Origin of the sequence: Companilactobacillus jidongensis, assembly GCF_003946575.1 — a bacterium.
In the GTDB taxonomy this organism is placed as follows: domain Bacteria; phylum Bacillota; class Bacilli; order Lactobacillales; family Lactobacillaceae; genus Companilactobacillus; species Companilactobacillus jidongensis.
Genome location: NZ_RHOP01000002.1, coordinates 169,504 through 189,233 on the forward strand (window position 1 = coordinate 169,504; position 19,730 = coordinate 189,233).

Consider the following 19,730-nt stretch of genomic DNA (forward strand, 5'->3'; position numbering starts at 1 on the left):
ATTAATTTTGTTTACGTTTATATCCGAACCATCCTAAAAATGACATCAAAGCTAATCCTAAAATACTTAGGACACCACTATTTGCTTCACTTGTCTGTGGAAATGTTCCTTTGTTATCTGAAGTCGACACAGTACTAGCACCCTTTGTTGTCCCAGTATTCGATACATTTTTTAGTGGTGATGCATTGTCAGATGAATCAGTCTGATCATTCATTTCAGACGAAAGTATGGGATATGTAGTACCTTCCTCTGCATCAAGATCCTCCATATACGAATTTTCTGACCCCGAATCTGTCTTAGGTATTAACTCTAGATCTTCCGGATCTATTTCTTCCTCCGGTTCTACTCCATCTCCCGGTTCTACTCCATCTCCCGAATCTACTTCTTCCTCTGGATCTACCTCATTCTCTGGCTCTCCTTTATCATCTGGATTTTCTCCATCCTTTTCCTCCTCCTTTTTTTCTTCTTCTTTTTCTTCTTCTTTTGGATCTACTTCTTCTGTTATTTCATCACTACCATCTTGAAAGTCCCACCTATGCGTCTCTCCGCCAACAACATTCACATCATCAGCAACAATATTGCCATCCAAGTTATGATGGATATTTATAGTCGCCTTAGGTACCAATACACTTCCCTGAAATGCACTATCCATTTCAATTGTTCCATGATACAACCCATCACTTGAAGTCCTATCATAGAAATTCCATAGTAAATGATTATCATCAAATATTTCCGTTTCTTGATTTCCTCTATGTGTTCCATCATTATAATTAATATAGATTTGTGATTTCATACTATATGAACTGATTCCCTCGGTATCAACGTTGATAATTATTGTCGTACCTTCTTTATCTTTGGATAATCCATTAATAGTTAATGGCCTATCTCTCTGTAAGACATCCGCAGACAAATTAATAACAATTTCATTCTCATCATTTGGAACATATTCTAACAAATTGATTTCTCGTTTATTTTCATCTTGTATAAAATCATTTGCTGTGAATTTTGCATTAATTTCCTGATTAGATAAATATCTTGACCGATTATTCAAAAGATTGAACATTTCATCAAAATCAATATATTTATCATTTCCCTTATCTTGAAATAGTTCATCACGTTCAAGATTGCCTAATTTTTCCCCGGCCGCATAAATTTCATCTCCTGAAACATCTAATAAAACGCTGTTTCCAAAAATCACTTTATTAGTTCTAGTATCCGTCTTATTAACAAATGAACTACTAGCGATATTTACTATCTCCTGCGCATAAGAAATTTCTTTTTCTAGCGTTTTTTGATGAATTTTAGTACCAAAATTAATTTTTCCGTCCAATTTACCAACTGCCAAATTTCCATTCGTATGTGCGGTTAAAGTTGCTGAATTGGCAAAGATATGAAAGTAAGCTGCATAACTCAGCAAATTATTCGAAGCATTTTCATAATCATCTTTAACAAATCCTCCACTCTCCACCGCTGGATTATCTGTACTAATTTGCGTTAAATCAGTATCTACTTCCGGTTCACTCATTGCCTGAACATTTTCAATTTTTATCAAGTTGGATACCAACGGTATATTCGTTACCGGCTGTGACAATATCAATCCCATCGACAATCCAGTTGCAGTTATAATCAACTTCCTTTTCATGATCTTCACTTCCTCTTTGTGATTTTTTTATCTTAATACCATGATATATAATAGCCTGTTGCTTTGTCACTTTTAAACACAAACATGGGATTCGTATTTTTACGAATCCCATGTTTTGATAATATATTATATTTTAATTTTGTTTACGTTTATATCCGAACAATCCTAAGAATGACATTAAAGCTAATCCTAAAATGCTTAGGACACCACTATTTGATTCACTTGTCTGTGGGAATGTCTCTTTGTTATCTGAAGTCCCTGGATTATTTGATACTTCTTGTGCAGGTGCTTCAACACTAGGTGATGTAATTGGTGTATCTGGAACGCCATCTCCATCTGTATCGACTTCTGGTGTATCTGGAATGCCGTCACCGTCTGTATCCACTTCAGGATATTCTGGGAGACCAGGTACTTCTCCAGGGATCGTTACAGGTTTATCTGGATTACCGGGTTCCTCAACATCAATTCCTGGTTTGCCGGGTGTTTCAGGTCCTACCGGATTACCGGGTTCCTCAGTGTCAATTCCTGGTTTGCCGGGATTTTCAGTATTGCCTTCATTACCATCTCCAGGTTCCCAAGGAGTTGCTGGAATTCCTGGTTCTCCAGGAGTTTCCCAGTCCCCCTCTTCACCAGGTTCTTCGACGCCAATTCCTGGTTTACCAGGAATTTCCCAATTTCCACCATTGTCACCAGGGTCTCCTGGATCAGGTAAACCTGGTATTTCAATTGGAAGTGTTTGAATTTCTTCAACGGGAGGAACAATCTCTTCAGGATCTTTCACATTATCTTGAAGATCCCATCTGTGAGATTCACCTTTGATATTTACTTTGTCAGCGACAATGTTACCATCCAAATTATGGTGAACAGTAACTTCTGCCTTAGGTGCAAGTACACTACCTTGGAACGTATTATTGAAGTCTATATTACCATCGAATAAACCATCTGATGCTGTACTGTCATGGAAATTCCATAATAAATGATTGTCGCCAAAATATTCTGTTTCTTGATTATTTCTGTCAGAACCATCATCATAAATAACTTTGATTTGTGAACCAACCGTATACTGTTGATTACCATTATCGTTTAATGCTAAATTACTTCCTTGAGTATCAACATTAATAATTACTGTATCGCCTTCAGGAACACTTGATAATCCTCTGATAGTCAATGGTGTGCTTTGTTGCAAAACTTCTGGTGACAAGTAAATAACTATTTGATTATCAGTATTTGGTTTCATATCCATCAAATCGATCACACGATTGTTTTGATCTGGAAATTGGCTGTTAGTAATCAATGCACTATTGCCAGAACTAATAATTTCACTTGGATCCAACTTAGCCAGTTCTTGAGACTTTGGTTCCAAATAATTATTAAACATATCGGCAAAGTCGATGTAAACATCTTTGCCCGCTTTATCTTGGTAAGTCTCACCTGCTGTTAAATGGTCAATGTACACTTGATCATCATTATCACCATAAGTAACTAATGGTCTGTTGGGATTAGAAACATCTATGGCTATCCCATTCCCGAAGACAATTTTATTTGTACGTGTGTCACCACCGGATACAAATGAACTTCCGGCAATCTTTGAAATTGCTTGAATATAAGAAACATCATAATCCAGCAATTCTTCTTTGATATTAGTACCAAAATTTACCTGTCCGTCTAGTAATCCTGTAGCCACGTTACCATTGGTATGTGTACTCAAATGAGCTTCATTCGCAAAAATATGAAAATATGCGGCGTAGCCAAGTTCATTGTCCTCAGGATGTAAATCATATCCAGTATTATTACTACTACTATACGAAGCTACATCGTTAGCAAATGTTCCCCCAGCTTTGACGTCAGGATTATCGGTTGACACTTTAGTAGATTGTTCTGCTTGCTGCGCAACTGGAGCATTAACAGTAGCCTCACTCAATGGCTGACCTTGAGTAGATTTAAATCCAGCAGTTTGTTGCTCTGACTGACCATTATTCTGACTATTTATTTTGGCATAAGTAGCTGAATAATTTGATTGTGAACTTGGATCAGTCTGTGTTGCAGTAGAACTAGCTGTAGTCTGGCCACTAGCAGCTTGTGTTTGGACAACTGGATTGTTCCCATCAGTAGATTGTGTAGCGTTAGTATCATCGGCTAACACACTATTTGAAACAACAAGGAATGACAATACAGCGGCACTAGTTGCCACACACGACAAAGCCCACTTAGTTCCCTTTTTATTATTCATATAGATCCCCCCATACGCATTAATACAACGAATTAATTCAATTACATTAATGTTAGATATAAAATATTATTAACATTTTTATTATTGCGCTAATCTTTTTTTACGTCAATTTCATATCAAAAAAACATCACAACCGCTAATTGTGATGTCATAATTTAATTTTTCTCTCCAAAAAAATTACATGGGTATACCTAATCACTTAATGGATAAGTATAAGGAATGTGCGCCATCTGTGGAACCTCATCCCAATGTACTGGATAACCAGCACCATGAGCACAGAAAACTGAACCTGGCGTATTGTCCAAATCTGAAACTGGATCATAATCAAATCCACTAATAATTTCCCGATCATTATGGCAAGATTGATATCCATCAACTACTGCTTCAAATAATCCCCGACCATGTGTATAACTGTTAACTTCTTTTGCATATCCACGCATCTCAGAAACTGGTGCAGTACCAGTCAATATCGCCGTGCCAGTTCCACCATCTGGTGTATCAAAGCCACCATTCATTCTCTGAATATCGCTCATTGCTCGTCCAACTTGATCTTGAGCAACTTCCAATCTGAATCTATACCAAGGTTCTAACAATTGACATTCATTACGTTTTTTTAGTTCCATCAATCCTTGTCTGACAGCACGCCAGGTTGCTTCTCGGAAGTCCCCACCAACTGAATGTACGTTGCTTGATTTGCCACTGACTAGGCTGATTTTGACATCCGTTAGGGGCGAACCAGTTAAAACTCCTAATTGTTCTTTTGCACCTAGATTAGTTAAAACTTGATGCTGCCAATTTTTACCTAGGATTTCTAAGCTACATTGTGAAGCAAAAGTTAATCCATTTCCAACTTCTGCTGGCTCCAGTAACAAATGCACTTCAGCATAATGACGTAGCGGTTCAAAGTGACCAACTCCTTCAATTGAGCTGGTAATAGTTTCCTTGTACAAAATATTTCCTTGATCAAATCCAATATCCAGATCAAAACGTTCTGACATCAGTTGTACCAAAATTTCCAATTGAATTTCTCCCATTATTTGAACACGGATCTCTTGCAAATGACTGGACCAGGAAACATGAAGTTGAGGATCCTCATCCTCTAATTGACGTAAGGCCATCAAACAAGTATGAATATCATTATTTTTTACGTCCAAAGCATAATTTAGAACTGGTTGTATTTCAGGGGTACCACTATTGGGTTCGATTCCTATTCCCTGTCCAGGAAGAGTCCCAATCAATCCAGGAATGGCACAAACTCCACCAGCTAGTATTTCTTGAGTAGTCGTAAATTTACTACCATTGTAAATTCTTAATTGATCAGCCTTTTGATCATCGAATACAATTGACTTATTTTGTAATATTCCGCTTGTCACCCGTATCCAGGTTAGTCGTTCACCTTTTTCATCATGCGACACTTTAAATACTTTTGCACCGAAATCTTGTTGATAAGTTGTTTCGGCGCTCCATTTATCTAGACCGTCCAAAAAGTTTTCCACACCATCTTGTTTCAAAGCCGATCCAAAATAACACGGGAAAATTTGTCGATTACGAATCATGTTACGAATAGTATCGTCTTCAACTGTTCCAGAATTAAGAAAATTTTCCAATACATCATCATCTTGCATTGCAATTTCTTCATATGATTCTTCAGACATATCAGTTGTGAATGGAATACAGCCTTGAGAAAAAACATCCTGTAATTGATCAATAACACGTTCTTTATCAGCACCAGTTGCATCCATCTTATTAACAAAAATAAAGACAGGGACATTGTAATGCTCTAACAATCTCCACAACGTCCTAGTGTAACCTTGAATTCCGTCAGTCGCAGAAATCACCAAGATAGCATAATCTAATACACTCAATACCTGTTCAGTTTGTGCTGCAAAGTCTACGTGTCCTGGGGTATCCAAAAGTGTTATTTCTGTATCCTTATAACGTAAACTTGCTTGATGAGAAAATATCGTGATCCCACGTTGTTTTTCTAGTTTGTCAGGATCTAAGAAGGCATCACCATTATCAACACGTCCCAATTTACGCAACTCTCCTGATTCGAATAATAACGATTCTGAAAGTGTCGTTTTACCAGCATCAACGTGAGCCACTACTCCTGCTACTATGTGTTTCATTAATATTTCCCCCATAGATTAAAAAATAGCCGTAATCTAATTATACAAATATTCCACATACACATGTTAATAAACGACTCTTTATTTTTATCCTTGTTTATTTTTTAAAATATAATCATAATGATTGGAATAACCTGGAGGGCAACTGATGTATAAATATGTGATTTTTGATTTAGATGATACTTTATTCGACTTCCACCGTGGTGAAGTTGAAGGCGTTCGAAAACTGATGAAGCAAGAAGGTGTACAACACGTTGACCAGGGTCTACAAATATATCTTTCTATTAACAAACATGTTTGGGAACAAATAGAACTAGGAGAACCTAGTCAAAAATTGTTAGACACACGTTTTGCACTAGCATTTTCAAAACTTGGTATAACCGTTGATGGTAAAGAATTGGAGCTTCAATATCGAGAAATACTTAATCACAATTTTTATACTATAAATGGAGCTGAACAATTATTGCAAGATTTAAAATCTGTTGGAACAACGTTGATTGTCGGTACTAATGGCGTCAAAAAAACACAGTTAGATCGACTAGATGGCTCTCATTTAGGTCAATATTTTGACGACTATTTCATATCAGATGATATTGGATTCACTAAACCTGATAAACGATTCTTCAGACCCATATTCAAAAGATATCCAACCATTACTAATAAAAACACTATAATGGTCGGAGACAATTTGAATTCTGATATTTTAGGAGCCAAGAGAGTCGGCCTGAAAAATATTTGGTTCAATCCACAAAGGAATATTAATAGCTTAGATTTCAAGCCTACATATGAGGTCCAAACTTATCAACAAGTTGAAAACATTATTAAATCAAATTAAAAATAGCTACAATCACTATGAAAACAGTGATTGTAGCTATTTTCGATAAGCCGTCTATCGGATTTGAACCGACGACCCCCACCTTACCATGGTGATGCTCTACCTATCTGAGCTAAGACGGCAATTTCATCTATTATTTTACCAAAAGTACAATATAGATGAAATATCTAAAACTAAAATGCCTCGATTAATTCGGCAATGCCTGTGGCAAAGAAGAAAAATGCTAATAAGAAAACAATAATTCCTCCAGCAATTACCGGATTAAACAGTAATACTATGGCAAATATCAAATTTAAAATTGCTAAAATGACAATCAACAGATAATATTTTTTGCCAAAGAAGTGATAGAATCTCGCTGTTATCAATTGGAACACTGCATCAAGGAGAAACCAGATGGCAAACATATAGATAATCGTCATCACTCCAACATGCAGATTGGCTATAAAAATAACGCCAATAATAATATCTAAAATAGATGCAAAGATGGTCCATCCACTGCGGACTCCTAGAAACTTAGTCATTTGTGAACCAAACCATAGTTGATAGATCCCACGTAAAATAACAAATGCTCCAAAAATTGTGGCCACAGTTGATAAACTATTCAATGGATACCAGATAACCAAATAACCTGCATATAGTGAAATCAAACCAATAATAAAACCAAACCAATCAAAACGTCGTTCGGAATAATTCATATACATTCTCCCTCTCACACTTATATATACTATTTATTTTAACATTATCGGTCCTCAAGTTTTAATTAAATGCGTTATAATATTAGTATAACTAACAATATTTTTAGTCTAAATGAAAGGTCAAAAAATTGTCCCCTAACAAAGAAAATTATCTTAAGACTATTTACGAATTAAATTATGACTTCACGAAGGTCACTAACAAACGTATAGCAGAAATAATGGATGTCAGTGCACCATCTGTAACTGAAATGCTCAACTCACTAGCAGCTGACGGCTACTTGACACACTCGCCATACAACAAGATCACTCTTACGCCAAAGGGTAATCACATCTCAGAAAAGCTGGTCAAGACACACCGTCTCTGGGAAGTGTTCTTGAACCAATGCCTTAACTATCCTGTCGATAATGTTCACAATCACGCTGATGCATTGGAACATTCATCAGATAAGGACTTGATGGATCACTTAAATGATTTCTTAGGTCATCCCCAACGTTGTCCACATGGTGGTATTATCCCCGGCAATGGTCAGGGTGAAACGGATGCTGATGATAAGTTACTAAGTATGATTCCCGATGGCGACAAAGTTCAAATCGTTCGTATCTCAGATAACTATGATTTCCTACAATATTTCAGTAGTTTGAATATCAAAATCGACGATATAATTACCATCATCAAACACGAAAAATTCGACAACTCACTGGTTGTGGAAAAAGACGATGGAACAAAACTTACAATTGGTGCAAAAGCCATTGATTATATTTTTGTTGAAGAACGATAAAAGGCAGCCAAACGGCTACCTTTTTTATTTTGTTACTTTTTCAAAAAATGCTTTCTCGTCCGCATTACATTCCATCGCAATCTTATCACGAACATTCAATTCAAAATTATGCGTTCGAATATTCTCATCATTGCCATAAATATGAAAATCATGGGCAATATCGTGATCGATCAAGAATTGATCCATTCTAACTCCTTGATCATGTGCCAAATCACGATTTGCCGTCACGATAGCTAATGGTGGTACATTTTTGTCCACATAGTTTTCTGGAGATAACTCGGATTGCATATCACGCTGAACTTTTTCAGTGAAGTAAGCTGTCATCGCACCACTCATCTTGCCACTGTGATCCAATAAATAAACTCCACAATTCATTAGTACACCAACAATCTTGAGGTTTGGTTTCTTGAAACCAAATAACTCACGATATTTATCCTGTGTATAAGTTGTGATATATTGAAATGCCAGAGTTCCGCCGGCACTATCGCCAATCAATATAACTCTATCCAAATCCAAGTTATATTCCACACCATGTTCTGCAACCCACTGAATTACAGCATTGGTGTCAACCAAGGCACCTGGAAATACTGTCTTAGGAGCCAAGCGATAATTGAAGTTTACAAAAGCGAATCCTTGTTGTGCCCAATAGATACCATAGGCTTGATAAGTCTCCTTATTCCCATAAAAAAATCCGCCACCATGGCAACTAATTATTACTGGTACTTTTCCTTTAACATTCTTGGGAACATAAATATCAAGTAGATTTTCATCACCATAAGGTCCATAAGTTAAATTATCATAGCGTTTCACATCCGCTGGATTCGTTGGTAATCCTGAATCTCTAATGTCATCGTTATGTTTCCATTCAGCACTGATTTTATCAATTTCATCCAAAACTTTCTCAGACATTACTTATTTTCTACTCTTTTCTTGTCAAACAATTCTTCCATGGCTTCCAAAGCCGTTCCACCATATACATAAGCAGGACCACCACTCATAACTAACGCAGTATTAACTGTCTCAGTAATTTCATCCTTGGTTGCTCCAGCATCGATGGCATTGCTCAAATGATCCAAAATGCAGCCTTCACAACGAATCGAAATGGCAACACATAGACACATTAATTCTTTTTCTTTGTGTGACAAAGCTCCGTCCTTTAGAGCAGATACGTGCATACTCAAAAAGTCCTTACCCGGCTCACCTGACTTCTCTGTAAGTAATCCGTAGTTCTTGTGAATATGATCTAGCTTCTCACTATATACTGACATCTCTCTACCTCCAGTTTTTTGTACGAATTTATGATAACGCTTACCAAAAAAAGTATCCAGTTTTCACAAAAACTGAATACTTTTTTAATTTTTAAACTTTCTCGTCCGCCGTTTTAGCCTCATCAACTTTGAACTCATACCAGCCAAATAATCGTTTGATATTAGCAACTGCTCGTTCAAATGAAATTGTTGCAAGTAACAATATTGAAGGCAAATACTGAATCAAATAACGGCTACGACCACCTTCAAATAGTAATAGGAACATGAAGCCACCTACCAATGATAGTCTGAACATCTGGATCAAGTCACTACGAGGGCCGAATCCTAACGCAATAATCACTAGCAACGTTATCCACCACAGTTGTGCAGCAAATCTAAAGTCCGCAATGTGACGCCCGTAAAGAAAAACATAGTTCTTTATCTTATTACTGATTCCCCTATTGCTAGGCTTTTGATTCTCGCGGAAGAAATGTCCTTCCTTCAACCAAGCAAAAGTTCCGTCCGCAGTGTTATTACGCTGTTTCATTACTAAGAACTTCAAGTAGCCCCAGACACCCAATTTTTTTAGACGTTTGGTCAACATCTTAACTGAATAATCTGTCTTTTCTTTTTTGGTTGGCAAAATCGACATTTCAATCGCCTGTTTAGTATCGTATCCACCCTCACCGTAAACTCCCATTGCCATGAAATGAATTGGTGGGATCGCACGTGACTTATCTATTTTTAGATAAGTTTGATCACGACTTTCGTTATTTGCAATTTTGTATGTCAAACCGGCACTGCCACCGATTAGAACGAGCATTGCTAGAGTCAAAATGACTTGTCGCATGGTAAAATGCTTCTTTTGGATCAGCCACGATAGTAATTCAATTATTACGATGGCAATAACCGGCACGATTGCTGATGGTTTGACAAAGTATGTCAATACGACACTAATGCCGAAACCAATGGACGACAATACTAATACCACTTGAGATAAGATCGTATTAGAGGTAGCGGACTTACGCATAAGAAAATAAAATAACAAGAATAGTGAAACAAGCGGAAGTACCCACGCATCTGTATATGGCATGATGATGCTTGGAAAAACTGCTAGCCAAGCACAGTGAATATATAGAGCGACTCCTAATGAGCGTTTTTGAACAACATAAACACTCAACAAATTAAACATCGCTGATAAATCTACTAGCACCAAAGTTACATAATCAAAAAATTGCCAAGATGTTTGTCCACTGACTTCAGTTAGCCAGTGCATAAATAATGTCGTCAGCAAATTATTAGGATATAAGCTGTAATAAGCCGTCATATTAGGTTCTTTGGCATTTTCAGCACTAATAGCCGCATAGTGTAATGCTCCGGCATCAAATCCTGCAACAGGATGAACATACGTTACAAAGAAAATTTGAGCGATTAGAACTACTAATAACATTAAACTACCCGTCAACATTCGATGAGTAATAAACACATTGTACAAAAATTTGTGTGCCCATGGATAAGCATAATTCATGACAAGAATCACGATAATGGCGATCACTAACCCAGTCGTCACCATTGTTGTACTTGTACCAAAAGTATCATTATCACCAATAATAATATTAGGTGATATCAATGCAAAAAAGAGAGTCAAGAAAAACAAGACTCTCCAAAAAATATTAATAATTGTATGACTAAAATTATAAAATCTACGCATCTGTTTTATCCTGTTTAGTTTGTTCTGATTTTAGTTCCGCCTCTGTAGGCAATTTACGTTCAGTTACATCAATACAAAATGCACGCGTTGGCGAATCACTGACTTCAATTCGCATTAACATGGCCCCATTAGCCCGTAAAATAGCATCTATTTCATCAAAGAGATATTCAGTCACGTTCTCAACCGTAGGATTGATCACCTTGAACTCAGGTAAATCATTCAAATACTTACCCGACAATGCATCAATAGCTCTATGCAAGGATTTTTCAATATCAAAGAAAGAAACCATGCCTTCAAAGGCATGCAATTCACAGGTTATTTCCCAAGTATGATTATGTTTTTTACCAGTACCTGATTTCAAACGAACTGCATGACTAGCATTGACATATGATTTTATTTTATATGATCGCTGTTTTTCCATAAATTATTTCCCTTCCTTGTCTTTACGGCGATGTTCACGAACTGTTTTTACGTCATCTTTAACAACATTCTTCAATTGATTTACCTCGGTATTGATGCCGCGTAACTTCCACGAAGCCTTAGTTGTCATCCCATTAATGATGCCAATCAAACGTATCCATGAACAGATGAACATATAAATTGGCAAAGTTAGAGTTACCCACCAAAGATGCATGTAGTATTTGTGTTCATCCGGATATCTTCGAAGTAATGCACCCACACTAAGATAATTAATAATTCCAACAAACACATATAGAGCATATATCAATAAATATGACAACAACATGATTGTCGCTGAATAACCGAAAGCTATTAGTACAAAACTGGCAAAGAACCAAATCATTCTCGGGAAACTAAAAGTATGGTCAATGATCATTCTTCTAATTAAAAAATTCTTAAAAAAACGATTTAATCCTGCTGTCTGTGACATGTAATTGTGCGTAACTTCCATTTCACCACGCTGCCATCGTTGGCGCTGCGTGTATAATTCTGAGAATCCCGAAATCGGCTCAGTATAAAAAATAGCATCCGCACAAATAATAACTTTTTTACCCAAACGGGTTCGAATTTGGAATGTCATATCGGTATCTTCACCGATCGTATCAATATCATACAAAAAAGTTTCCATTAATACTTCACGCCTAAAGGCTGAGAAAGCACCTGACATTGTAAATAATTGATCACGAGAAGATTCAATCGTACGTCCAGACAAAAAAGCTTGAGCATATTCATAATATTCATTCTTGGCCAAAAGCCGATGCCAAAAACCTTTAACTCCTTGAACTAGCTCTTCCTTGGGTAAGATCGCACCAGTCATCGCAGCGATGCTAAGATCATTCTCAAATCTCAAGACCATATTCTCGACGGCATGTGATTCCAGTACACCATCACTGTCAATATTAATAATATACGTCCCAATACTCTCATAAATAGCCGTATTCAAGGCTTTTGCTTTACCATTATCAGTATTAACATAGCGTAAAATCAACTCCGGAAAAGTATTCTGTGCTTTCGCATACGCACCGAAGCTATCATCTGTGCTTTGATTATTCGCCAAAATTATCTGCATGGCGTCCTTAGGATATGTCTGATTATTGATTGAACGAATACAATCAAATAAGGTATCCTCAGAATTATAGACCGGAACAATTATTGAAACATAAGGCCATTTTCCTGGTGGCGTTGGCTTCTTTTCTTTTGAGTGCATATACATCAATTTAATTGTTGAAATAATTGCTGGAATGATTTCAACAACAATAGGGATAAGTGCCCAAGTGATCCAGAAGCCCATTCTAGTTAACGCCAAATTAATCCAGTACATCAATCCTTATGCTCCCTCCAATCTATGAATTCTCGATAAATCCCACGCGCAAGCTGGGAATATGTGAAGACGTTGTAATATAGTGCAATTACTAATACATAGAATACCAATCTTCCGATGACTGAGTGAGCTAAGAAAAATGATTGTCCACCAGCAAAATGAACGATTGTGATAACTACAATTAATCGTAATACGTTGCTTAAATAAATATAGATTAATCCGAAAACAGCGTAGAACACCTTTTCCTTACGTTTGTACATTGGGAAAAACACGACCAAAGAAACAAACGCACATGTTTCAATAATTCCTGAACATTCATAGTCGATCGACATAACTACGGGATTGTTACTGTTAGTTATGTACACTAATCCTGTTTTTAGCATTACTGTACTCCATTTGGTGATGTGACTGAACAGGTCGACACCATGGATTACAGCGTGGGTAAAAAACCAGACCCAGTACGGCTGGCTGATTGCTGTGAGGATAAAGAAAAGTCCAGCACTGCCGACAATGAAGAAGAAAGCAGATAGCTGGGCTCGCTTTAGTACTGACAACATATACAGCCATACTACTATTCCAAGTAGTATGTATACGTTCATTTAACATCAGTCCCATTATTTAATTTATTAAGAAATTTTATTTACCTGAAATATTTGATTCTTTACGACTCAAATATCCGGCCTTCTTTAATTTGATATAACCGAATCCGGCAATCAATACACCAACTCCCGAAATCAGAATTGGACCTGTTGAACCACCAGCAGTTGTAACTTTTTCATTACCAATATTAGGATTGTACATTGTAATTGTCTGACCAGCCATATTTGAAATCTTGAACTTAGTTAAATCAACTTTGAATTCACCAATATTATTTTTACCATCATTCGTAATATATCCATTACCAACTGTGCCATATTGATTACCTTCGTTATAATCGCCACCAGTAAATGAAATCGTCTTAGTTTGTCCTGAAGCTACATTAGTATCTTCACTCGACCAAACATAGACCTTCTTACCACCGATATCAAAATTATAATCTCCATAGCCTGGGAAATTACCATACTTCATTTTGACGTAAACATAGACATAATTGCCATCACTGACCATAGCGGTATAACCGTTATAACCCTCGGTCAACTTCATATTCTTCCAGTCCTGATATTTACCATCAATATTGATATTCAAATTATCATTAGTATTATCGGCATTCGCATCGGTAGGTGTGTCACCTTTTTCGTTTGTATCACCTTTATCAGTAATAACCCCGGCATCAGAAGTACTGCTACTACCAACGGCATCAACTGTTGCGCTAACAGAATCAGAACCAATATTAGGGTTAGACATTGAAATTTTTTGTCCGACTGCAGAATCAGGAAGATTAAATTTACTTAAATCAACTCTGAATTCAGCAATGCCGTTTCCATCTTCACTGGAAACATAGCCAGTAGCAACTTGACCGTATTGATCTCCCTCATTCCAATCGCCACCGTTAAAAGTAACTTGTTTAGCGTCGCCAGTATCAACGTTACTAGGGATATTATTCGATGAAACATAGTAAGTCTTATTATTAATAGTAAAATTATAGTCACCATAACCAGGTACTTGACCATTCTTCATCTTAACGTAGACATCAACATACTGCCCATCACTCTTCATGGCCATGTATCCGCTATAACCCTCAGTTAAGTCGGCATTTTGCCAATCCGAAAAATTACCATCAATGGCAATATTAGAACTAGCATCAACACTGGTTATAGGTTCTATCAAAGCTACTGAACCAGCCATTCCTAATGACAACGCACCAATCAATAACATTTTACGTAATTTCATAGCGTTACATCCCTTCTTTAAAACTAAAAATCATTCCTCAATTATTTTCTTTATAAATATACTTATACCTAATTATATTTTAACTCATTCGAAAGCAGTGTTAAAGATACTTTAGTTACTTATCATGACATAGTCAATACCTATTTAAAAAAATATTTCTAAGTATAAAAAAATGCACATCTTTCGATGTACATTCTTATCAAAATTATATTAATTAAGCAGCTTGTTGATCACTCTTTGCCTTATCTAATTCCGACATCTTAGTATAGAATGCAGCCAGTGTTAATTGCTCATATGGATGCAACCAGATCGACAAAATCTCATGTGTCATCAGATTAACGATTTCCCATAAAAAGAACTCAATACAGATAAATAGCAACGTTGTCTTGTGACCACGAATCACGCGGGCGCTTCTGCTGAAACTAGCAAACGCCATCCGTAATGACCACTTACCAGTCTTGTCCACATCATCCTTGAATACATAAAAACTCTGACTAAACATCAGGAAGAACCAAATGCCAGGGAGAAGATAAAAACCTAATCCTGCTTCAACGAAAATTCCAAAAAGTGCTGTGATGAATAGCACTGGGAAAAAATAACGATTACTAAAGACTTGCAAACTATCCTTGAATGCATTGATCTCATAATCAGGATTACGCATCTTATCGACCATCGTATAGCCGACACCAGCACAAATTAGAACGAAGAAAAATGCAAATGCATAAACAACTACATTGCTACCAGGTGTCAAACTCAACGCATACTTCGTAGCAGTACTAGGATCAGTTGCCATTTGTTGTGTAATTGCTGTCAGCTTCTTACTAGCTTCTTCAGGATTACTCATGCTGACACCAAGTTGTGCCAACCATGAATTATAAATTTGTGTCCCGAAGTACATAGCAATCAGACGCATTAGAATCGGAAAAATGTTTAACGCAATGTTACCTTTGATATCTTTGAAAAATGTTTTGTGTGCCATCCTTCTGATTTCTAAGGAAGTAACACGATTATTGTTATTCATTAAAATCCCTCACAGTAACGAATATTATAACATATCGTTACCGAGTTACTACTAGTTACCACCGACCTCGATCGAACCATTCGTTGAGTCTACTTTGAGAAGATTTTCTGAATCAGCATCGTGTTGATAGCTCTTACCTTGGCTTTCACCATAATAAGTGATGCTGCCGTTAATAACAGAGAGATCTACGCCATCAACATTAGTTCCTTTAGCCGAGAAACTACCGCTTCTCATCTTAAAGCTATTCTTTCCTCTCAATGTAGATTGACTGATTTCGGTATTACCACTTCTAGATTCAACGGTTAAATTATCCAAAATCCCTTTAGTCATACTCAAATCTATATCACGGGCATTTAGTTTGGAATTTTTAATATTCGATTCAATAAACTCAATCTGAGAATTAGATGACTCGCTCATTTCGAAGTTTTCAATATCAGATTGTTGGAATTCCAAATAGCTAGAATCCAATTCAATATTTTTAGCATTTTTGATTTGTGAATCAACAAAATTCAAACTACCATTCGATCCACTAGAAATTACTAGGTTATCGATTTTGGCTCCATTAACATCCATACCTAATTGATTCATGTTAAGATTCAATTCTTTTAAAGTAACATTAGCTGGAACAGTGATTGTGATGCTTGGGTTCTTATAACCGGAAACAATGTCACTGTATTTTCCAGATTTATTGCTGGTAATATGCAGTGTTTCATCGGAAACATAGAACTCACTACTACGAAGTAAATCACCAACGACGTGAACTTTGTAACTGTTACCTGTTTCAATATTTACACTGTATGCATTACCATCAACTTTGACTTTATCAAATTTTTGAACAGTTTCAGTTTTATCAATTTGTCTAGAAATTTTAAATCCATGATCCCATAATACTGTTTTATCAGCGCCCATCACTAGTCCAGCACCCACGAGAAGACCACCAATGATGATTAAATATAATCCCGTTACGAAATATTTACGCATTATTCTTGTCCTCCCTTACTTGGTGTTTTTCTGCCATAGAGTAATTTTTTACCGACCCAGCGGAAGAAAATAACCACAATCTGGAATGCCCACTTGAAAATGGCAATTATAATCGGTATCAAGAAGAAGTCGATTCCGAGAATTAATAACCCGGCACCAACATAGAATAATGTCGTGGCAAAGGATTGCATAAATACCGATACTCCAACAAATATTGAACCGACGCCCAGGATTACAGACAAAGCCACTAAGAATACAAACGATAAAATCCCTAAAACTGCAGTAGCCACGATACCAGCTAGTAAAAGAATCAATGCAATAGCTAATGGAATTGCCACTGGAGTTGCAAATAACCCCAAAATAATCAACCAGATCATGCGCACGTTCTTTTTGGCTTTTTGTTCCGTTGGAATATTACCATCATCAACATTTTGATAATCTTCTTCTGACATTTTGATTGAATAATCAGTTAGAACCTTTCTAGCTAGATGTTTAGGTGTTCCCAACTCATTAATGATCTTGTCCGAATTATTCAGATCAGCATCTATAATAAATTCTCGATAAAATTCTAAAACATCTTTGCGTTCATCGTCATCTAGTTGACCCAAATAAACTTCAAGTTCATCGATATATGACTCAACAACTTTAGTTTCCATCGTTTCCCTCCAAAATAGCATCCGTGGCTTCTTTTAGTTCATTCCAATTGGAACGGATCCTAATTAATTCCCCTGTTCCTAATTCAGTGATTTTGTAATAACGGCGATTGCGTCCTTCATAAGCCTGGTCATAAGTTTCCAACCAACCTTCTTTTTTTAACCGTCTGAGAATTGGATACATTGTCGATTCTGAAATTGGAAATACCTTCTGTACTTCCCTAGTAATCGCATATCCGTAGTAATCTTCTCGAGTTAACAAGGATAGGACTGATCCTTCAAGAATCTCAGTTGATACTTGAATTGCCATATTATCTCCTCATTTCTTAATACTATACGAACCATCAATACTATACGACGTATAATATCATTGCACAAATAATATAACGTAATCTATAATGTAAGTCAATTAAATTTCACAAATTAATTCTTGACAATCGATAATTTTGGCTATATTATTGTCACAACATTTAAACACATACAAAAACGACGACAGAAGAGTAGTTCGTTAAGTTGGTTCAGAGAGTTGACGGTGGTGCGAGTCAACCCACTTTGTGAATGAAACACATCTGTAAGTTGAATAACTGAAATCTAGTAAGTTATTTCGGTAGTCCCGTTACCACTGAAGTTATGTAATAACTTTATGAGTCTAATATTGTGAGATATTAGAAATCAGAGGTGGTACCGCGAAATTCGCCCTCTTAGTCTTTTTGACTGAGAGGGCTTTTTTTATACCACCATTGCATAACTTCCTGAGGTTAGTGTCGCGAGATATTAACGAATCAGAGGTGGAACCACGACACGTCGTCCTCTTAGCAATTTTTGCTAAGAGGATTTTTTTGTAGGTTTTTAAAGATAGATATAGGGGAGGAAATAATTATGAATTACATTTTTGAAATTTTACCATCGCTGTTGAGTGGTACCGTTATGACATTAAAAATTTTCTTTTGGACGTTGATCTGTTCACTTCCATTAGGAATCTTGGTTTCCTTAGGTAGAAATTCCAAGTTCAAACCATTGAGTTGGCTCATTTCATTTTATATCTGGGTTATGCGTGGAACTCCATTACTATTACAATTAATCTTCGTATTCTACGGTTTACCAAACATGCCATTCGCACATATTGTTTTTGAAAGATATGACGCCGCACTCTTTGCCTTCATCTTGAACTACACAGCCTACTTCGCAGAAATCTTCCGTGGTGGCTTCGGTGCCATCAGTGATGGTCAATTCGAAGGTGCAAAAGTTCTCGGATTGAATTATTTCCAAACAATTAGAAAAATTATTGTTCCCCAAGTTGTTAAAATTGTCTTACCTTCAATTGGTAATGAAGTAATCAACTTGGTCAAGGATTCATCATTGGTCTACGTAATTGGATTAGGCGACTTGCTTCGTGCCGGTAACATTGCCAGTTCACGTGATGTAACACTCGTACCACTTGTTCTAGTTGGTATTATCTATCTATTACTTACATTAGTATGTACATGGGCTTTGAGATTACTCGAAAAACGTTTCAGTTATTACAGAGATTAGTGGAGGGAAAAACATATGCTTAAACTTAAAAATATTACTAAGAGCTTTGATGGAAAAACAATTTTGGATAATCTTAATCTCGAGGTTCAAGATAATTCAATTCTAAGTATCGTTGGCCCTTCAGGTGCTGGTAAAACAACTTTGCTACGTTGTATTGCTGGACTTGAAACGACTGATTCGGGTTCCTTCTTATTAAATGACCAACCATTCGATCCTGCCGATGAATCGGCCAAAGAACGAGTCGTTGGGGTTGTCTTCCAAGACTTCAATCTCTTCCCTCATCTATCAGTCCTCGAAAACATTACCCTCGCTCCTATGATGGTTTTGAAACAAGACAAAAGCACTGCTAAACAAAATGCTGATAAAATTCTTAAACAACTAGAATTAACAGACTTAGCAAAACAGTATCCATTTGAATTATCTGGTGGTCAAAAACAACGTGTTGCTATTGCTCGCGCCTTAGCCATGCAACCTAAAATTCTCTGTTATGATGAACCAACATCGGCCTTGGATCCAAGTCTTCGTGATGCTGTGGCGGATGTTATCCTCAACTTGAAACAAACTGGAATTACACAAATCGTCATTACCCATGATCCGGAATTTGCCAAAAAAATTGCTGACCAATTACTCGAAGTTAAACCAATCGCTAATAAATAATCAAAGG

Annotated in this window: 19 protein-coding genes, 1 tRNA gene and 1 other annotated feature; of the genes, 4 read left to right on the forward strand and 16 right to left on the reverse strand. The window is 36.6% G+C overall.

Features of this window, described 5'->3' with window-relative positions; translation table 11 throughout:
• Window position 1: 1 nt before the first annotated feature.
• The 3 genes from EKM68_RS02130 to EKM68_RS02140 all read right to left on the reverse strand — a co-directional run bounded on the left by EKM68_RS02130 (window position 2) and on the right by EKM68_RS02140 (window position 6,001).
• Window positions 2–1,642 (reverse strand): collagen-binding domain-containing protein, encoded by a 1,641-nt coding sequence (locus EKM68_RS02130; RefSeq protein WP_125588009.1) that lies wholly within the window; start codon window positions 1,640–1,642, stop codon window positions 2–4.
• Window positions 1,643–1,775: 133 nt separating this feature from the next.
• On the reverse strand, window positions 1,776–3,872 hold the full coding sequence (locus EKM68_RS02135; protein ID WP_125588010.1) for a collagen-binding domain-containing protein: 2,097 nt from the start codon (window positions 3,870–3,872) through the stop codon (window positions 1,776–1,778).
• Window positions 3,873–4,063: 191 nt separating this feature from the next.
• The gene (locus EKM68_RS02140; protein ID WP_125588011.1) at window positions 4,064–6,001 is read right to left on the reverse strand and encodes an elongation factor G; all 1,938 of its coding nucleotides are present in this window, start codon (window positions 5,999–6,001) and stop codon (window positions 4,064–4,066) included.
• A gap of 148 nt (window positions 6,002–6,149) precedes the next feature.
• On the opposite strand from EKM68_RS02140, the gene EKM68_RS02145 reads away from it, so the two are divergent.
• Window positions 6,150–6,836, forward strand: a complete 687-nt coding sequence (locus EKM68_RS02145; RefSeq protein ID WP_125588012.1) for a YjjG family noncanonical pyrimidine nucleotidase — start codon at window positions 6,150–6,152, stop codon at window positions 6,834–6,836.
• A gap of 48 nt (window positions 6,837–6,884) precedes the next feature.
• On the opposite strand, the gene EKM68_RS02150 is transcribed toward EKM68_RS02145, so the two are convergent.
• Window positions 6,885–6,958: transfer RNA gene (locus EKM68_RS02150), tRNA-Thr, on the reverse strand.
• Between the two features lie 51 nt (window positions 6,959–7,009).
• Window positions 7,010–7,531, reverse strand: a complete 522-nt coding sequence (locus EKM68_RS02155; protein ID WP_125588013.1) for an HdeD family acid-resistance protein — start codon at window positions 7,529–7,531, stop codon at window positions 7,010–7,012.
• Window positions 7,532–7,659: 128 nt separating this feature from the next.
• Here EKM68_RS02155 and EKM68_RS02160 point away from each other — a divergent pair, with 128 nt between their 5' ends.
• Window positions 7,660–8,310 carry a metal-dependent transcriptional regulator gene (locus EKM68_RS02160; protein WP_125588014.1) on the forward strand — a complete coding sequence of 217 codons (651 nt, stop codon included), beginning with the start codon at window positions 7,660–7,662 and terminating at the stop codon, window positions 8,308–8,310.
• 24 nt (window positions 8,311–8,334) lie between these two features.
• On the opposite strand, the gene EKM68_RS02165 is transcribed toward EKM68_RS02160, so the two are convergent.
• The 11 genes from EKM68_RS02165 to EKM68_RS02215 form a co-directional block, all read right to left on the reverse strand.
• Complete coding sequence (locus EKM68_RS02165) at window positions 8,335–9,219, reverse strand: alpha/beta hydrolase (RefSeq protein WP_125588015.1); 885 nt, start codon at window positions 9,217–9,219, stop codon at window positions 8,335–8,337.
• Window positions 9,219–9,578 carry a carboxymuconolactone decarboxylase family protein gene (locus EKM68_RS02170; RefSeq protein WP_125588016.1) on the reverse strand — a complete coding sequence of 120 codons (360 nt, stop codon included), beginning with the start codon at window positions 9,576–9,578 and terminating at the stop codon, window positions 9,219–9,221. The genes EKM68_RS02165 and EKM68_RS02170 overlap by 1 nt, the downstream gene beginning before the upstream one ends.
• A gap of 91 nt (window positions 9,579–9,669) precedes the next feature.
• Window positions 9,670–11,268 carry a TIGR03766 family XrtG-associated glycosyltransferase gene (locus EKM68_RS02175; RefSeq protein ID WP_125588017.1) on the reverse strand — a complete coding sequence of 533 codons (1,599 nt, stop codon included), beginning with the start codon at window positions 11,266–11,268 and terminating at the stop codon, window positions 9,670–9,672.
• Entirely contained in the window at window positions 11,261–11,689 is a 429-nt protein-coding gene (locus EKM68_RS02180; protein ID WP_125588018.1) for a 6-carboxytetrahydropterin synthase, read from the reverse strand. The genes EKM68_RS02175 and EKM68_RS02180 overlap by 8 nt, the downstream gene beginning before the upstream one ends.
• A 3-nt stretch (window positions 11,690–11,692) precedes the next feature.
• A complete protein-coding gene (locus tag EKM68_RS02185) occupies window positions 11,693–13,048 on the reverse strand; it encodes a TIGR03111 family XrtG-associated glycosyltransferase (protein ID WP_125588019.1) in 1,356 nt (451 codons plus the stop codon).
• A complete protein-coding gene (xrtG, locus tag EKM68_RS02190; RefSeq protein WP_125588020.1) occupies window positions 13,048–13,647 on the reverse strand; it encodes an exosortase family protein XrtG in 600 nt (199 codons plus the stop codon). Before xrtG ends, EKM68_RS02185 begins: the two co-directional genes overlap by 1 nt.
• A gap of 37 nt (window positions 13,648–13,684) precedes the next feature.
• Complete coding sequence (locus EKM68_RS02195) at window positions 13,685–14,878, reverse strand: Firmicu-CTERM sorting domain-containing protein (RefSeq protein ID WP_125588021.1); 1,194 nt, start codon at window positions 14,876–14,878, stop codon at window positions 13,685–13,687.
• A gap of 214 nt (window positions 14,879–15,092) precedes the next feature.
• On the reverse strand, window positions 15,093–15,899 hold the full coding sequence (locus EKM68_RS02200; RefSeq protein ID WP_125588022.1) for a DUF975 family protein: 807 nt from the start codon (window positions 15,897–15,899) through the stop codon (window positions 15,093–15,095).
• A gap of 51 nt (window positions 15,900–15,950) precedes the next feature.
• On the reverse strand, window positions 15,951–16,880 hold the full coding sequence (locus EKM68_RS02205) for a DUF4097 family beta strand repeat-containing protein (RefSeq protein WP_125588023.1): 930 nt from the start codon (window positions 16,878–16,880) through the stop codon (window positions 15,951–15,953).
• A complete protein-coding gene (locus EKM68_RS02210) occupies window positions 16,880–17,536 on the reverse strand; it encodes a DUF1700 domain-containing protein (protein WP_125588024.1) in 657 nt (218 codons plus the stop codon). Before EKM68_RS02210 ends, EKM68_RS02205 begins: the two co-directional genes overlap by 1 nt.
• Complete coding sequence (locus tag EKM68_RS02215) at window positions 17,526–17,843, reverse strand: PadR family transcriptional regulator (protein WP_125588025.1); 318 nt, start codon at window positions 17,841–17,843, stop codon at window positions 17,526–17,528. Before EKM68_RS02215 ends, EKM68_RS02210 begins: the two co-directional genes overlap by 11 nt.
• A gap of 170 nt (window positions 17,844–18,013) precedes the next feature.
• Window positions 18,014–18,237, forward strand: a binding site (T-box leader).
• 175 nt (window positions 18,238–18,412) lie between these two features.
• Between EKM68_RS02215 and EKM68_RS02220 the strand changes: the two genes are divergently transcribed.
• Window positions 18,413–19,066: an amino acid ABC transporter permease gene (locus EKM68_RS02220; protein WP_125588026.1), complete on the forward strand. Its 654-nt coding sequence runs from the start codon at window positions 18,413–18,415 to the stop codon at window positions 19,064–19,066.
• 15 nt (window positions 19,067–19,081) lie between these two features.
• Window positions 19,082–19,723 (forward strand): amino acid ABC transporter ATP-binding protein, encoded by a 642-nt coding sequence (locus EKM68_RS02225; protein WP_125588027.1) that lies wholly within the window; start codon window positions 19,082–19,084, stop codon window positions 19,721–19,723.
• Window positions 19,724–19,730 lie beyond the last annotated feature (7 nt).

Excerpts from the sequence above, each read along its gene's own strand:
- EKM68_RS02180 (WP_125588018.1), bottom strand. The coding sequence starts at position 11,689 with ATGGAAAAACAGCGATCATATAAAATAAAATCATATGTCAATGCTAGT.
- EKM68_RS02175 (WP_125588017.1), bottom strand. The coding sequence starts at position 11,268 with ATGCGTAGATTTTATAATTTTAGTCATACAATTATTAATATTTTTTGG.
- EKM68_RS02185 (WP_125588019.1), bottom strand. The coding sequence starts at position 13,048 with ATGTACTGGATTAATTTGGCGTTAACTAGAATGGGCTTCTGGATCACT.
- EKM68_RS02205 (WP_125588023.1), bottom strand. The coding sequence starts at position 16,880 with ATGCGTAAATATTTCGTAACGGGATTATATTTAATCATCATTGGTGGT.
- EKM68_RS02145 (WP_125588012.1), top strand. The coding sequence starts at position 6,150 with ATGTATAAATATGTGATTTTTGATTTAGATGATACTTTATTCGACTTC.
- EKM68_RS02130 (WP_125588009.1), bottom strand. The coding sequence starts at position 1,642 with ATGAAAAGGAAGTTGATTATAACTGCAACTGGATTGTCGATGGGATTG.
- EKM68_RS02210 (WP_125588024.1), bottom strand. The coding sequence starts at position 17,536 with ATGGAAACTAAAGTTGTTGAGTCATATATCGATGAACTTGAAGTTTAT.
- EKM68_RS02140 (WP_125588011.1), bottom strand. The coding sequence starts at position 6,001 with ATGAAACACATAGTAGCAGGAGTAGTGGCTCACGTTGATGCTGGTAAA.
- EKM68_RS02225 (WP_125588027.1), top strand. The coding sequence starts at position 19,082 with ATGCTTAAACTTAAAAATATTACTAAGAGCTTTGATGGAAAAACAATT.
- EKM68_RS02220 (WP_125588026.1), top strand. The coding sequence starts at position 18,413 with ATGAATTACATTTTTGAAATTTTACCATCGCTGTTGAGTGGTACCGTT.
- EKM68_RS02195 (WP_125588021.1), bottom strand. The coding sequence starts at position 14,878 with ATGAAATTACGTAAAATGTTATTGATTGGTGCGTTGTCATTAGGAATG.
- EKM68_RS02165 (WP_125588015.1), bottom strand. The coding sequence starts at position 9,219 with ATGTCTGAGAAAGTTTTGGATGAAATTGATAAAATCAGTGCTGAATGG.
- EKM68_RS02200 (WP_125588022.1), bottom strand. The coding sequence starts at position 15,899 with ATGAATAACAATAATCGTGTTACTTCCTTAGAAATCAGAAGGATGGCA.
- EKM68_RS02155 (WP_125588013.1), bottom strand. The coding sequence starts at position 7,531 with ATGAATTATTCCGAACGACGTTTTGATTGGTTTGGTTTTATTATTGGT.
- EKM68_RS02215 (WP_125588025.1), bottom strand. The coding sequence starts at position 17,843 with ATGGCAATTCAAGTATCAACTGAGATTCTTGAAGGATCAGTCCTATCC.
- EKM68_RS02135 (WP_125588010.1), bottom strand. The coding sequence starts at position 3,872 with ATGAATAATAAAAAGGGAACTAAGTGGGCTTTGTCGTGTGTGGCAACT.
- EKM68_RS02170 (WP_125588016.1), bottom strand. The coding sequence starts at position 9,578 with ATGTCAGTATATAGTGAGAAGCTAGATCATATTCACAAGAACTACGGA.
- xrtG (WP_125588020.1), bottom strand. The coding sequence starts at position 13,647 with ATGAACGTATACATACTACTTGGAATAGTAGTATGGCTGTATATGTTG.